This window comes from Dysgonomonadaceae bacterium zrk40, assembly GCA_016916535.1.
Taxonomy (GTDB): domain Bacteria; phylum Bacteroidota; class Bacteroidia; order Bacteroidales; family Dysgonomonadaceae; genus Proteiniphilum.
On record CP070276.1, the window covers coordinates 3,006,296 to 3,022,357 of the forward strand.

The 16,062-nt window shown below is 39.1% G+C and carries 12 protein-coding genes and 1 pseudogene; 10 read left to right on the forward strand and 3 right to left on the reverse strand.

The annotated features are described in order from the left end of the window. Nucleotides 1-3: 3 nt before the first annotated feature. Nucleotides 4-855: a tyrosine-type recombinase/integrase gene (locus tag JS578_12485; protein ID QRX63653.1), complete on the reverse strand. Its 852-nt coding sequence runs from the start codon at nucleotides 853-855 to the stop codon at nucleotides 4-6. 854 nt (nucleotides 856-1,709) lie between these two features. Here JS578_12485 and JS578_12490 point away from each other — a divergent pair. The 9 genes from JS578_12490 (at nucleotide 1,710) to JS578_12530 (ending at nucleotide 11,839) form a co-directional block, all read left to right on the forward strand. After that, on the forward strand, nucleotides 1,710-2,873 hold the full coding sequence (locus JS578_12490) for an IS4 family transposase (GenBank protein QRX63654.1): 1,164 nt from the start codon (nucleotides 1,710-1,712) through the stop codon (nucleotides 2,871-2,873). Nucleotides 2,874-2,988: 115 nt separating this feature from the next. Further along, nucleotides 2,989-3,921 carry a hypothetical protein gene (locus JS578_12495; GenBank protein QRX63655.1) on the forward strand — a complete coding sequence of 311 codons (933 nt, stop codon included), beginning with the start codon at nucleotides 2,989-2,991 and terminating at the stop codon, nucleotides 3,919-3,921. Between the two features lie 80 nt (nucleotides 3,922-4,001). Beyond that, nucleotides 4,002-5,582 carry an IS21 family transposase gene (gene istA / locus JS578_12500; protein QRX63656.1) on the forward strand — a complete coding sequence of 527 codons (1,581 nt, stop codon included), beginning with the start codon at nucleotides 4,002-4,004 and terminating at the stop codon, nucleotides 5,580-5,582. Next, complete coding sequence (gene istB, locus JS578_12505) at nucleotides 5,545-6,300, forward strand: IS21-like element helper ATPase IstB (GenBank protein ID QRX63657.1); 756 nt, start codon at nucleotides 5,545-5,547, stop codon at nucleotides 6,298-6,300. Before istA ends, istB begins: the two co-directional genes overlap by 38 nt. After that, a complete protein-coding gene (locus JS578_12510; GenBank protein QRX63658.1) occupies nucleotides 6,290-6,436 on the forward strand; it encodes a hypothetical protein in 147 nt (48 codons plus the stop codon). Before istB ends, JS578_12510 begins: the two co-directional genes overlap by 11 nt. Nucleotides 6,437-7,450: 1,014 nt before the next feature. Continuing rightward, on the forward strand, nucleotides 7,451-7,924 hold the full coding sequence (locus tag JS578_12515; GenBank protein ID QRX63659.1) for a hypothetical protein: 474 nt from the start codon (nucleotides 7,451-7,453) through the stop codon (nucleotides 7,922-7,924). Nucleotides 7,925-8,667: 743 nt separating this feature from the next. Further along, nucleotides 8,668-9,741, forward strand: a complete 1,074-nt coding sequence (locus tag JS578_12520) for a hypothetical protein (protein QRX63660.1) — start codon at nucleotides 8,668-8,670, stop codon at nucleotides 9,739-9,741. Beyond that, complete coding sequence (locus tag JS578_12525) at nucleotides 9,738-10,688, forward strand: hypothetical protein (GenBank protein ID QRX63661.1); 951 nt, start codon at nucleotides 9,738-9,740, stop codon at nucleotides 10,686-10,688. The genes JS578_12520 and JS578_12525 overlap by 4 nt, the downstream gene beginning before the upstream one ends. Next, nucleotides 10,685-11,839 carry a hypothetical protein gene (locus JS578_12530; GenBank protein QRX63662.1) on the forward strand — a complete coding sequence of 385 codons (1,155 nt, stop codon included), beginning with the start codon at nucleotides 10,685-10,687 and terminating at the stop codon, nucleotides 11,837-11,839. Before JS578_12525 ends, JS578_12530 begins: the two co-directional genes overlap by 4 nt. Nucleotides 11,840-11,995: 156 nt before the next feature. Here the strand turns inward: JS578_12530 and JS578_12535 are convergent, their stop codons facing one another. Next, nucleotides 11,996-12,355: an IS3 family transposase gene (locus JS578_12535; GenBank protein QRX63663.1), complete on the reverse strand. Its 360-nt coding sequence runs from the start codon at nucleotides 12,353-12,355 to the stop codon at nucleotides 11,996-11,998. A 490-nt stretch (nucleotides 12,356-12,845) separates the two neighbouring features. Between JS578_12535 and JS578_12540 the strand changes: the two genes are divergently transcribed. Then, nucleotides 12,846-14,453 carry a transposase gene (locus JS578_12540; protein QRX63664.1) on the forward strand — a complete coding sequence of 536 codons (1,608 nt, stop codon included), beginning with the start codon at nucleotides 12,846-12,848 and terminating at the stop codon, nucleotides 14,451-14,453. A 29-nt stretch (nucleotides 14,454-14,482) separates the two neighbouring features. Here the strand turns inward: JS578_12540 and JS578_12545 are convergent. Beyond that, nucleotides 14,483-15,982: pseudogene (locus JS578_12545) on the reverse strand (IS66 family transposase). Nucleotides 15,983-16,062: the final 80 nt, after the last annotated feature.

A 16,062-nucleotide genomic window follows, 5' to 3' on the forward strand; every position in this document is an offset into this window, starting at 1 on the left:
AGATCAGAAAAATGTTATATCATCCAATGGAGAAGTAAACTCGCTGGTTTTGATATGGGCTACATGCAGGTAAACAGCTGTGGTCTTCAATGAAGTATGACCCATGAACTGCTGTATCTGTCTCAGGTTTACACCGGCTTCCAATAAATGGGTGGCAAAACAATGACGCAATGTATGAAACGATACCTCTTTTTTTATTCCGGCATTTTTAGCACTGTTTTTCACAATATACTCTACAGTTCTTTCCGACAAGGGTTGTCCTTTACGCCCCATCGGTTCGAATAGATAAGTGCTTGGTCGTTCCAATTTATAATACATTCGCAGCACTTCGAGTGTTTTCCACGAAAGAATGGTATATCTGTCCTTCTTCCCCTTTCCTTGCACGATACGTACTTGCATACGCTGTGAATCAATGTCGCGTGGTTTGATTTGTAATACTTCCATCCTGCGAAGTCCCGCAGAATAAGTAAGCATTAGAATGGCTCTGTGCTTTATGTTGTTTGTTACCGTGATCATGCGTTGCACTTCCTGCAATGACAAAACTATGGGGAGTTTTTTCTCCTTGCGAGGCCGTCTTACATGGAACTCTTCCCATTTGCGATGGCAGACGTCTACATGAAAAATCTTGAAAGCACTTATAAGCTGGTTTACCGTGGAAACGGAAATTCCTTTTTTGGTAATCAGGTAATGTAACCAGTTTTTAAAGTCTTCGGTGGTAACCTCATACAGCGATTTACCCAAGTCTTTTTCAAGTTTTATGAGCAGGCTGCAATACGTCTTAATTGTACGGGTACTGTAATTGCGAATTTGCATCTCCTTGATCTGCAAACTCTCGAATGTTTTGTTTAGATTCATAATGATAATTAATTGAAGTTATTACGCTTCAAAATTATCACTATTCTAATTTACCGACAGGTTTAGTTCAACGTTTGTGTATACGCAATTGTATTGCGTATACATTTCATATATGCTTCCTGTTTGTTTTTATAATATTCATATTATAAGTACTTTATGGAAATTGTCTGTTTTTTATGCAATTGCGCATACAGAAATTTTCCCTGAGCTGATTCTTCATAGGTTATGACTTCTCTTCAATATTTACATAGGTATGAATAACCACTGCTTGTTTAGTTCTCAACGGGATTTCAATGATATGAGTTAACATTCCACCATTTCTAACTATTGGCAATTAATTCAAGCAACGAATTTACGAAAACATTTCTGCTTTACCTATCAATTCTTTGATCCAATTTGTGCTATTTCTCTCGATTTTCCTTTGAAGTTTCTTTCATCGCCTGGAAGAACAAGTCTGTCCTCCGATCTTGACTAATCGTTCCTTCTTCCAGATCCATCAACTCGATGGCTCTCTGATACGCTTCATCGCTTACTCCTACGTGAAATCGCAATTGATCTTCTCCCTCACCACTTTCCAGTACGACATGGTGTGAATTTTTCTCTTCTTGCATCAATTCTGATTTATTTACAGGTTTTCTTTCTCAATAAACAAATATAGACAAATAACAATTAAATATTTGACAACCTGTGTCATTTTGAAAATAAACCTCTGATAAAACTATAAGGTTTTTTCATTGCTGTCCCATTAAAATCTGAAATAGTTCTTTGAAATATTTGAAATTTAGTTAGATACAGAGGTTTTTCGAGCGCGACGATTTCAATTGATACCTTTGCCGCCTATAACAAAGGCTGCAATGAATAAAGAGAAATATGTGTTTGCTCAGTTAATCTCATTCCTGAATGAAGATAAGTTTCGACGTATAGTCAACAAGTACCAAGGGAATCGCTACATAAAGCATTTCACTTGCTGGAACCAGTTGCTATCTTTGATGTTCGGCCAACTTTCCAATCGTGAAAGTCTGCGAGACTTGATTGTCGCTCTTGATGCTCACCATTCCAAATGTTATCATCTGGGAATGGGTAGGAATGTTTCAAGATCATCCTTGGCGAGAACCAATCAAAACAGGGACTATCACATCTTTGAGGAGTATGCCTACTACTTGGTAAACGAAGCAAGGAAGAAGCGTGTCACCGATATCTTCAAACTCGGTGGAAACGTTTACGCCTTTGATTCAACAACCATTGATTTATGCCTATCTGTATTCTGGTGGGCGAAGTTTCGCAAGAAGAAAGGTGGTATCAAAGTACATACATTGTATGATGTGGAAACGCAGATTCCTGCATTCTTTCATATCACCGAAGCTTCCGTGCATGATTCAAAGGCGATGAATGAAATTCCCTATGAGTCTGGCTCCTACTATATCTTTGACCGTGCTTACAACAACTTCAAGATGTTGTATCGGATTCATCAGATAGGTGCCTGCTTCGTTGTCAGAGCCAAGAAGAATCTTCAATACAAGCCTGTCAAGTGGAAGCGAAGATTGCCTAAGAATGTACTCTCAGATATGTCTATCCAATTGACGGGCTTTTATCCGAAGCAATACTATCCTGAGCCGCTTCGTTTGGTCAGATATTGGGATGAAGAACAAAAACGTGAGTTTGTTTTCTTAACCAATGCAACGCACATTTCTGCCCTTCAAGTTGCCGACCTCTACAAGAACCGCTGGCAAGTAGAACTGTTCTTCAAATGGCTGAAGCAGCACCTCAAAATCAAAAAGTTCTGGGGTATTACCGAAAATGCCGTTCGGATACAAATCTACGCAGCTATATGCACCTACTGCCTGGTGGCAATTATTCAGCACGACATGCAACTGGATAGAAGTACATACGAAGTTCTTCAAATATTGAGTATCTCGCTGACCGATAAAACGCCTCTTCGAGACCTCTTTGACAAAACTAAATTTCAAAATGACAAAGAACGATTTGGACCAGATGGGCCAAGTTTATTTGATTTTTAATAACGTCCCAATTTTAATGGGACACTAGTGATATACATATAAAAAATTTCTCTCATTTTCTTCATACAAATTTGAAATACTGTATATTTGCCAATTAGTAAAGTCTATAGTGGATATGAAGAACAGGAATGAAATTAATGCTTATTTAAAAAAACTTCGGGCGGCAACGGTTGAAGATAAAGGATTGATCGAGGCTTTTTTAAGTGAAAAGGGACTAAAAGTAAAGGTAAAAGTAAGGAACTTGACTATACCGGAGATTTCTTTTAAGCAGTTTAGGGAGTGGTATGATAAAATATTACCTCATACGAACGAGATAATTTACAGTGAAGGATGTAAAACATTGGGCATTGTAAAGGAAATAGGCGTGAATCATATTACATTAGGGGTTGCATTTCGTGACAATCAGTTAATCACAGAACCTGTGGACATACCTATGGATGATTTCAGGGAAGCTTCTGAGGGTGAAATACTAAAACTTCAACATATTCTTTCTGAAAGAAACCTGAGATGGACACGGTTCTACGTTGGGTTGGTCAGTTCATATAAATTGGGGACCAATGACCAAATACGCATAACTAGGCTCGGAATTATATTAGGTTACGGTGTATTTAAAGAAATTAATGACAAAGGAGAATTGGTAACCTTTTGCGTTAAAATGAAAGACGAGCCTGTCAGATACAATCTCCATGAAATTGTAGGACCTGTCAAGGATTATCAACTTGAACCTGTGACGTCCAATGAAAGAAAATATATGGCTAATGCTCTTTCTGAAGCCAAGAAGCAATGGAATGGTTATCAAAGCAGAATAGAACCTCTTAATTCAAGAGGAAAAATAGGCGAGACGTATTATTACATTAACGATTATATGGAAATTATTGCCACAAAAGAAAGTGGCAAGCCGAAAGATTTAAAACGGTACAGGAAATTAAATTACTATATAATCAGGGGTGATGCAGAAGAAATCCTCACCCTAATTGAAGAAAAAAGAAAAAGACAGCTTATTAACAATGAGGAGATTGATATGGTAAAAATTGTATATATTAATTAAGAAGTACCCCACATTTCAATCGAAAAGTATACCACTTACAAACTTGAACGGAACAACTTCGTTCATAAAGAATGATAAGTATGTATACAAAACAGGAGATTATAATTAGCAGCTTCCGCGATGGAAAAAGTCAGCGTCAAATAGCCCGTGATTTGCAAATTAGTCGCAAAACAATCAGGAAGTACCTGCAGGAACACGAAAAGGCATTGCAATTGGCAGTCTGTAAAGAAACAGCGCAATCGTGTAATCTATCCAGTGAACCGGTCTATAAAATGGCTACACCTCGTCTGAGGCTCAAATTAACGCGGGAGGTGGAAACTGTCATCGATGAATTACTTGAAGACAACGGGCGTAAGCGTGGGCAAGGCCTGCGCAAGCAGATGCTAAAGAAAAAGGACATCCTTGAGGAACTTCACCGGCGAGGGTTTGATATTGGCTACACCACGGTTTGTAATCATATTGCGCGCAGGGAGAACCGGGTAGTAACCAAAGAAGCATTTATTCGCCAGGTTTATCAGGCTGGGGAAATCTGTGAGTTTGACTGGGGTGAGATCAAACTCTGCATTGCAGGGAAACGCAGGTCATTGCAACTTGCTGTTTTTACCTCCGCATTCAGCAATTACCGCTACGCATTTATTTACGAGCGGCAGGATACCCTGGCTTTTATGGAAGCTCACGTACGTTTTTTTAAAACAATTGGTGGCGTTTACCGGGAGATGGTTTACGATAATATGCGGGTTGCGGTAGCCAGATTTGTCGGGCCGCATGAAAAGGAGCCCACCCAGTCACTGCTCCAGCTTCGGGGACACTATCAGTTTAGACATCGCTTTTGTAACATATACCGTGGAAACGAAAAAGGCCACGTGGAACGGAGCGTGGAGTATGTTCGCCGTAAAGCCTTCGCGCCTAAAGATGCCTTTACAGACACCCTGGAGGCCCAACAGTGGCTTGATGCAACGCTGAAAAGGCTCAATGCAGGGAAGCAGCAGGGATCCGGTAAAAGCGCAGAGGAACTGTTCTCTCAAGAGAAGAACCTCTTGGGCAAGCATCCGGCCAAGGAGCTTATCTGCAGTGAACAGGTCCAGTTACGAGTGGATAAATATGCCACTATCAGTTATCGCACCAACCGTTACTCGGTTCCCGATTATCTGGTGGGAGAGTTTGTTGATGTAAGTGTTCGCAGCCGCGAGTTACAGGTATACGTACAAAACAAACGGGTAGCCGTTCATGGACGTAGTTACGAAAAGCACTCATGGAATGTGGAGATAGAGCATTACCTGGCAACATTCAAGAAGAAACCAGGCGCCCTGGCCGGTAGCCTGGCACTTGCCGGGAACCATTACCTTAAAGGGTTGTACATGGACTTTTTCCAAAGCGAACCCCGTGAATTTATCGATCTGCTTACATACTGCCGCGAGCAAATGGTGAGCCAGGAGAAACTCGAGGAATCCCTTAAGCGATTACTGGACATCGGCTGCCAGGGGGTCAGTGTTGAAAAGCTTCGGGCCCTACTGGGAAATAAACCCCGTGGAAATACAACCGGGGAGTCAGAAGATAAAATAAGTATCAAAGCCAAAGAACAACTTGCCGGTATCACCGGGCTAATGCAAAAAACAAACTACAATGGACAATATCAACAGGCAAATAACAGCATACAGTAAAGAGCTTCGACTGCCTGTTTTCAGGCGTGATTACAAGGAACTGGCAACAGAAGCAGCCCGGGAGGGGCTTGATTATGAAGCGTACCTGGTAAAGCTCATGGAACGTGAATATGAGCTCAGGATTGAGAACCGTAAAAAAGCGCAAATAAGGAATGCCCGGTTCCCGTCTAGAATGTATCTTTCCGACCTTGAGCGTGACCAGTTACCGTCGGGTGCCAGGGAAAAACTCCCTTTACTGGAAAGATTGGACTTTATCCCGGCAGCCCAGAATGTGATCCTCTCCGGCAACCCGGGTACCGGCAAAACACACATCGCGATAGGGTTGGGGCTTAAGGCTTGTATACAGGGGTATAAAGTGTTGTTCACCACGGTACACCGCTTGTTGACACAGTTACGTGAATCCCACTCTGAGCGCACACTGAAACAGGTAGAAGCACAGTTTGAAAAATATGACCTGGTCATATGCGATGAGTTTGGGTATGTATCGTTTGATAAACAAGGCTCTGAACTGTTGTTTAACCATCTCTCTTTAAGGATGGGCAGGAAATCGACCATCATTACCACGAACCTCGGCTTTGACCGTTGGGAAGAGATCTTTGGTGACCCCGTTCTGACAGCGGCACTGGTAGACAGGGTAACCCATAAGGCATATCTTGTAAATATGTCCGGAGACTCATACCGGCTGAAAGAAACAGAAAAAATGATGAATGAAAAATGAAGATAAGAATCAGAATAAGAACGCCCGTTTCCCTGTTGGGGGCGGTACCGCCCCCAACAGGGAAACGGACTTGGAGATTAAATTAAAATGGTATACTTTTGGATTGAAATACTGGTATACTTTTGGGGTGAAATAAACAAAAAATGGCTAAGAAAAGATGAAAACAGAAAAGACTGTTCTACCGGCAAGAAAAATGTAAAGGGATACCACCTACAATAAAATCAGATATTAAAGATCCAATTGTTTGATAGAGTTTTTTAATTTCAATCTATATGAAAAAGTTTTAAATTTGTGGAACAAATAAAGATTAAAGCTGACAGATTGATGGGATGTATATTTTATATAATTTTCATTAGCTTCGGATTAAGCTGTTTATTCGCTTGTAATAACCCACAGTCGGAGGCTTCCAAACTACTGGAAGATGCAGATTATTTACTTAAAAGTAAACCTAACAGTACCATGACCCTAATCGACTCTATTTTTTATCCGGAAAAGAAGAGCCTTAGTCGGGGAAATTATATGCGTTTTCTAGTATTGCAAGTGCAAGCAAATATATGAAAAATCGTCCATAGTCGAGGATACATTGATTTTTCAGGCAAGAGATTATTACTCAACCGGTAGAAAAGATCCTCAAATTACAACTTTAGCTTAGTTTTATAGTGGTTGCGTTCATCGAAAGCGTCGTGAGTATGAAAAGGCAATAGATCATTTTCAGACTGCGGCAGAATACGCCGAAAATGCAAATGATGCAAATTTACAAGGATTAGTTCAATACAATATCCATAAAGCGAAATAAAAGTGCCAGAGCTTAAATTAACAAAAAGAAAAGGTTTATCATTGTGGTTTATAATGAAAATAATTATTTTTGGCTCTGATTGTATTATTGTATAAATGATGAAAAGTAAAGACACAAGGGTTGATTGAAACTACACATGTGTTTCTACACTATATTCTGTGTTATTCTCATTTGAAGAATGTAAATCACAAAATCCAGACATGAACGAGATGGAGGAATAATATATCGAATTAAATAATCAAGCATATATCATCTGGATAGAAGGATGAATTGACACATATTTTCTTAGTCACTTTATTTTCTTCCACTAATTCAAGAAAGAATTTAAAGAGCTTTCACAACAACACTTGGCTAATGAACAAATATTACTGCTTGATATCTTTTTGTGTATTTTTTGGACTGTTTATAACAGAATTAAAAGCACAAGATTTTAATGATGAAATGAAAAAAAGACTTCGTCAGTCAATCATCATGCCCGAAAAGCTACCCGAACACCAACCTCTTCAACGCACACCTCAGCTACTCCCCGAGCAAGATAATAACAACGTACTTAAAGTCTCACCTTTCACAAAATTACCCACAAGAGGAGATAGGATAAAAATACTCCATCCTCCTGATGAATATAAAATCCATATAAGTACAACCGTTACCAATTCTGCTCCTATCAATCAACTTCCACGAGGCTCAGTCAGGTATGAATTTGTGGGGAAAAACGTGCAGATAATCTCAACCGCAGGAAATATGGTTATCCCATCTGGAAATGGTGGAGGGCCAATACGAAAAACACATAAGAAAAGTGCCAATATACTTAAAGCTTTGGAAAAATAAAATAACACTAGCAGAATTTTAATAAATAATAATCCAGATCTGATCTAACACAGAAGTTATACTTCCTGAAGTAAGATGCAATCTATTACTACAAATCCTGATAAACATTCATTCTCTCTAAACAGCTATGGATTTAGATGGTAACTCAATTATACACAGTATTATGAAGAAGAAATTTTCAAAACTACCTCCCACCAGGTTAAACATTAGTTTTGAAAGATATTCACCAAATAAACACAACTATTTAATATTTTATTATTAAGGTTTTAACCCATAGGTAAAACTTATTATAATTAAAAATATGAAAATTGATTCAGTGTATACTTTTTTATGATAAATTATTTTGTAAAAATATCATTGTTTTCATATGACTATGCTATATTTGTGACGTACATGTAATTATAGCGTTATGCTACAGACGCTTTAAGTTGTAGCGTTTATTCATTTTTTATTTATTTTACTATGGATAATGTTGAGAAATCAGTAATTGAGGAAAAGGACACTCAATTATTTAGTACAGAGAGTATTTCACTCCAAGAACTGGAGGAAAGGAAAGAATTGCTTCGCATTTTAGAGTTTGACATAGACAAAGGCGAATACAATTGGTTCCCAGATTGCTGATCTTTACTGAAACGATTAAAGAGGGTGTTTTAAAATTACGGAAGTTTAATTCTGATTTGCGCCCTACCTTAAAAGGGCAAGAAAATAATTTTATAACATCCTCTTTATATTTTTTTTAGCTCATGAAAATAAAAAATACAATCATATTTATTCTTTTTGGATTATTCAATGTAGTGACTGTTCATTGCCAAATAATTCAGTTACATTTAGTAGATGAAGAAAATAATCCAATAGAAGGAGCCTATGTAGGTATTCTCAATAAGGATTTTTTTTCCTATTCAGACACAACGGGAGTAGCCAGAGTATCCATATCTGACATATCGAAGCAAGATTCATTGATTATCTCGCATATAAGTTATAAGCCAACAAAAATAGACGTAGAATCGGTGATAGCTTCTTCAGATTTAGAAAAAACTATACGTTTAGAATCAGATGTGAAAATCTTAGATGAGATCGTGGTAAACCCATTAAATCCTAAAAAATTAGTTGAAGAAGCTATACGCTTAATACCTGCTCTTTATGACCCAACATCAAATTCAGCACTTTCGGTTCATGCAGATGTTGATATTTTCGATGCGAAAGACTCTACATCTTTAATTTACTATAAAGGAGTTTTACATTTTTCGCAACCTAATCAAAGAAATTTGCCTCTTGTCGGGAAATTAGAGGGAACGGAGAAGATAGCAGATGATGCGAAAGACAGATTGTACCCGATAAGAGTGAATCGCTTTGCAGCGATGATTCCTATCAGAGAACAAGCTGTTATTCAACAGTTCAAAAAATACACTTTTGACAGCTATCAATATATCGAATATAGAGGTTTTGAAGCTATCCAAATCCATTTTCGAAGGGAAAGAAAGGACTTCACTCAAACAGGATACTTAATTATAAGGAAAGATAACAAAGCAATTGTGGCTCTACAATATTCAACTCAACCCATGAAAAATGTTATGAAGAGTACGGTTAAGGGGAGTATGTGCTACACAGACCTTGATTCACACTCTGTTGAAATAACTTACGCCCTAAACTCGAACTATTTATATGAATTCGAATCTGGGTTGTATTATGTAAAATATACGAATCGCCGTAGTAATACTACTAATAGCGTTATTCTTAGCTCTCGACTAAAAACTGTTCAGGATCTGGAAGTCGAGCCTGAAATCATGAAACCTATTGATAAATTGTTTATAGAATGAATGAAAAAGAAGAATTGTTCACAGCGAAACTATCAGCAATATTAAATCTATTATGGGGTATATCAGAAACTTCTACAATTGTCCAAATAGCCAGAGCGTACACACAGCATAAACTTACAGCGAATATAAAGTTAAAACAATATTTAGAGAAAAAGTTCACGATAAAACTCCCTGATTCATGGCTTAACGCACTAAAATCACACAACATTTTTTACTCATTCTGTTATGGACTATTTAAATTAGTCCCTGCGACAATACTTGCACAAGGTTTTCCAGTAGCAATTCTAATGAGTGAAGAATTAAAATTCCGGCAATCTGATTATTTTATGCAGTTAGCCGAGCTCAATTTAGGTCAAAATAGATGGAATACTGATATTAGATTTTTGTCCCATCGCGATGAGAATCTATTATTTAAGATGAAAACTTTAATAAATTCGGGGTATAAAATCATTTTTTTTATTGATGGAAATAAAGGTATCGAACAACCACTTAATAATAAAAATTTGTATGAAACAACATTTAAACAATCTACCCTATTATTTCATCAAGGATTTGCCTGGTTAAGTTACCTATATAAAACAGATATTATTCATGGACTGATAATTACTTCTGACAACAATGATATAAAATGCAAACATTTGGGAGATAATATTGAACCAAATTTATCAAAACAGAACTTTATAACCTCTGTAATGTCTAAAGTTATTTATAATTTAGACTCTCTTATCCAAATAAACAATGTTGATAAATGGGATGCATTACTATCTGTATATAAGTGGATAAAACCACAAGAAGTAAAAGTAGACGATAGTCGTTTCCCTATATCAAAGGAATATTATTCAACTTTTTGTTTTGGAAAGAATGAGTACTATCTTCTTGAACATAAAACATTTAAAGTTTATCCGACTGATAAAGAAATTTATAATAGACTAAAATTTGAATTGTGAATTCAATAGTTGAAAAAGATTTAGACTGGATTCCTATTATGCACAATGCAACTAAATGGGAAAAAGTATCTGATAACCAATATTTACTATATAATGAATATTATCAGACAAAGATGTTTGTTTCTTATTCGGCAATAGCAATCGTGTTACAAATTAATAACGCAAACACTATTCAAGAGATAACAGACAAGTTAACCAGTGGAAATGCTAAAAATATAGATTATGAAAGAGTTCTCTCTTTTATTAAAGATCAATTATATAAAAATGGCATTATAGAAATAGAGAACATTCAAATAAAAAAAAAGAAATCACATATACATCTGGAGCGAATCATTATCCCAGAAAAAATACTCCAAAAGATTTGTCACCCTTTAGTTTTTTTATTTAAGAAGCCGGTTGTTCTTTCTGTAATTACCTTTTGTGTGATATGCAATATATCGATACTAATAAAAGAACTGCCTTGGCAAAAAAGCATTATAAATGAAACGAATATCATAATATTTTTAATTGGGCTTATAATACTTTTTTTATTCCATGAAATAGGGCATTGCACTGCATTGCAGTTTTTCGGAAAAAATAGCAAGGGTATAGGATTTGGCTTTTACTTTTTCTCTCCAGTTTTATTTGCTGATGTAAATCCATCTTGGACCTTAAGTCCTAAGAAAAAAATGGTTGTAGACATAGGTGGTTTTTATTTTCAATTCATAATAACAACCGTTTATTTAGTATTCTATGAAATTACTGATCAAGCAGCATTGTTAAATATAGCATATCTTTCCTATATTATATTCATCTTTAACATGAACCCACTGATAAATACAGATATGTATTGGTTTCTGTCCGATGCTCTGCACCATGTAAACCTAAATAAAGAAGCGATGAAAGAATTAGCTATTCTTTTTAAAAAGGGAAGAAAAGAAAAATTGAATATTTTTTTATTGCTATTCGGGATGGTTAAGATTTTGTTTATAACAATCATTTTTATACTGATAACTTATTTTCTAATAAAAACATTACACGTCATTGTTACCGGTAAATACACAATTTCATTTTATACCGTATTCAAAGATATAATTCTTGGAATAGGATTTATCTTTTTCGTTAGAGAAATTATAAATATGGTACTTAAACAACGATATAAAAGAAATTAGGATATTTCTAACTTAAAATATATATCTATGCAAATTACTGTATGTCAGCGAAATATAAAACATATATATGGATACAAATTATAAAACATTTGTATCCATATATAGTCTTTCACTTTTGCCGGTATCTGGACTTGCAAACTTAATTGAGACAAAAAGTTAAGCGACATTTTTAATTGAATCTTTTTTAATATTATACTGATTCCAAAATTCATCAATGGTTAAGTTTCCCAATGCTGAGAATCTTCTTTTATGATTATACCAGGATTCAATATATTCAAATACATACAAGCGCATTTGCTCTCTTGTTTTGAGTTTGGTACCATAGACCAATTCAGATTTGAAAGTTTTGAAAAAGCTTTCAGCCACGGCATTATCCCAACAATTTCCCTTTCCACTCATACTTTGTTCCAGCTTCAAGGATTTCAACAGATTGACAGTCTGTTTGCAAGCATATTGTATGCCCCGGTCAGAATGAAATATCATTCCTTCTCCAAAAGGTCTGTTCCTATTGGCCATCCTGATGGCCGGAACTACGGTATGGGATGCATTCATATGTAAGCTACCCCTTTTTAGGACAGTCTTTGATTAGACTGCTAAATTAGTTATTTATGTATACAATGTTATGTAAGCACCCGAGCAACTACCTCTTGATTATTCCGGAGCATATGCACCCACGGATTTGATCTGATTATTCATTCCGACAACTGCGGGTTCTCTAGTAAATTGTTAGAGTATCTTTAGAGTGCCTATAGGCATTTATTAGAGCATTATTAGATTTTTACTAGAGATTCGCTAGTTTCCTCCTTTTTCCAGTAATTCGGCAAAAGCTTCTTCAGGTTTTCATCATTCCCCGGCTTCTGGTAATAACTGAAATTCCCGCTTTTTTCTAACCAGATTATTGTCAATTACACGTAATCTACTGATAAATACTGAAAATATTTTAGCAAACCCTTGTTTTTCTCAAACAATATGGTTATATTTGTAACCATATTAAAGATTCACTGTCATGGGAAAAAGGGTCATCGAGATCAAGGCGAAGAATGGAACGGTATATCTCTACGAGGATGAGTCATACTGGGACAGGGAAAAGGGTTACTCAACGCACAAGCGCACCTGTATTGGCAAGAAGGGGGCAGATGGTGAGGCTATTTACAACACTTACTATAGGAACCGGGAAAAGATGCATCAACTAGCCGCAGAGGTAAAGAAGCCCAACGAGGTATCCAACACCACATTCGTTGGAGAGACGATGATACTTGACAAGGTGACCCGGGATACTGGTGTTTCACGCGTTTTGACCGAGAGCTACGGGGAGAATGATGCCCGCAAGATCATCGCGTTGTCATACTACCAGATATGTCGGGGGAAGGCATTGAGCAACGCGGAAGACTGGTTGGAGCAGCGCGGTTTGGGGAAGATGGGGTTGAGTTCACAAAGGGTGTCCGAATTGCTCGGGAGATTGAAGCAAGACAAGGTGAACACGTTCTTTCAACTCTGGGCGGGGGAACACGCGGAAAAAGGGAGCCAGCTATTCGATTTGACCAGCGTGAGTACCTACGGCAAACGAAACCCTTACGCGGAGTACGGGTACAACAGGGATAGGGAAAACCTCGAGCAAATCAACCTGGCACTGCTGACCTCGTGTGGGAGCGGGCTGCCTATGTGGTACCAGGTGCTCCCCGGGAGCATGTCCGACAAGGTGATCCTGGATCAGGTGTTGTCGATGATGAAGAAGATGGAAGTCCCAAGGTTTACCTTCGTGGGTGATCGCGGTTTTTATAGTGACTACAACCTTGAGCTGTTGTCACGCGAGGGCTACAAGTTCACCATCCCGGTGCCGTCCAATGTCGCATGGCAAAAGAAATTGATTGCGGAACATCGCGACACACTTGTGCGCCCGGGGAACCTGATCGAGGAAAATGGGAGTATCATGTACGGGAAGACCATCTACAAGACTACCCCTGCTCATGGCAGAACCTGGTATCACCTGTATTTTGACCCCGCGAGAAAAGACAAGATCATAGCCTCTTTCATGCAAAAGCTAAGGGCTTTGAAAGATGAGCTGGAAGCAGACAAGCTTGTAGAATCACACCGGACGATGTATGAGCGTTACTTCATCGTCAAGGAGACCCCGGTTCGGGGCCGGTCGGTGAATTATAACGATGAGGCGATACAGGAGTTCATCAACAGTGACAGTTGTTACTGGGTACTGATCTCTACCTCAGCCAAAACGGCGGTTCAGGCACTGGAACAATACCGGGAGAGAAACGGTGTGGAATTGTACTTCGATGATGAGAAGAATCTCCTGGACTTGAGACGCCTGAAGAACCATAGCGAGCAGACGATCAAGGGAAAAATTTTCGTGACCTTCATCTCTCTGATCATCCTTGCAAGGTTACGAAAGATGGTGGACCAGATTGACAAGAAGAAACGCAAACACTGGTCTGAACAAGATATGTTGCGCAAGGTGGAAACTTATGCAAGGGTTCACTTCGAGGGAAAATACAAGGATGTGTACTCCACACCCACCGCGGCTCAGCGACTAGTCTTCGACCTCCTGGAGATACCATACACCTTCAAGGGTAAGGAAAGTACATCGGGAAGAGAGCTGTAAATATGGTTACAAAAGCACGGGATTTTCGGGTAATAAGGCATCTTGCCTATCACATCGATAAGCCATTCCCGCGGGTTCACCCCCTGCTCCTTGCATGAGGTCAACAGGGAGCAGATTATGGCCGTGTTCTCTGCTGCCTCGTGGTTCCCGCAGAACATGAAGTTCTTTCGAGACAGGGCAATGGGACGGATCGCATTTTCAGCCATGTTGTTGTCGAGCAATAGTCGCCCATCTTTCATGTAATTCTTCATTCGCGGCCAATAATTATACGTGTATTTGAGAGCTTCACCAATAAGACTTTGGGGTAGAACCGTAGGGAAGGTTTTACTCACCCATACTTCAAGTGAGTCCATGATTGGTGTAGCAAGTTCCTCCCTGAGTTTTGCCCGTTCCTCGTACGATAGGTTTCGCTCGTCAGCCATCCTCTCTATCCGGTACAGCTTCTGGATCTCTTTCAGGGCATGTTCTGCCAGTGCTTTATTCTCATTCAGGGCCTTTTCGTAATAGCGCCTTATGTGGACGATGCAGCTGACGAGACACACCTTATCTCCCTTGTCAAAGACATTGTAGGCTTGCCAACCGTCACTTTGCAGGTAACCGGTAAAGGATTTCAGTAAGGTACCCACGGTTTCCTGGGACCTGGAACCATCGTTGTAATAAAAGAAAACCAGTTTCTTCATGACTGCTCTCACCATCCACAAGTACTCTTTTTTTGCCTTGTGACTTTCCTTGTTGATCACCGGTAGGGTGGTTTCATCCACCTGGAGGTAATCAGTATCAACAACCTCTCTCTTAAGTGCCTCGTAGAGCGGCTTCAGGAGCTCGCAAGCGGGCTTGAACCAACCGGAGATCGTATTCTCCGGTATCTTCACCCCCAAGTGTTGGAACTGCTGTACCTGGCGGTAAAAGGGGAGATGATACACATACTTCCCAAGCAGGATCTCTGCGAGAAGACTGGCTCCTGGGAGCCCCTTGTATATGGGCAGTAACGGGAGCGGGGCGATGATCACACCGGGTGTGCCATCAACTGCCGGTGCAGTGTTGTCTTTTAAACCGTACTTGGGGCGTACAAGCTCTTTCACGTACAGCTTCCCGGGTTCAAACTCCAGTGTACGGGTACGTTCCTCACCGATACGCTTGTATTTGTCCAGATCAAGTTCTTCAGGTTCAAGCAGCACCTCCACCACGGGCAGATCCTCCAACATCTTGCGGTTGGATCTCTCTTTCTTCCTTGTGCGTGTCTGCTCCTCAATCTGCTTCTCGGCAGCAGCACGGGCGGCTTCGATCTCAGCCAGTCGCTTCTCCTCGTCTGCAATCGTTTCAAACAATGAGAGCTGGTTGGGATCCAGCTGGGATAGCTTTTCGCTTTTACGCCCATAAAACTGGCGGGTGAACCAGGCGATTTGTGCCAGCAGCTTATCCATCCGCTGCTGCATCCCGGAGAGTTGTTCCGATAGCTTCGTGTTAGCCTCGGTGAGCTGACGGATTTGTTCCGCCTGCGATTGTATGAGGAGTTCTACGGCTTGCATCTGGTCCATTTCCCGGGTTTTTATCTAGTCATAAAAATACAAAAAAACCCTGATCTGGACAAGCTTTCAAGAGATTATTT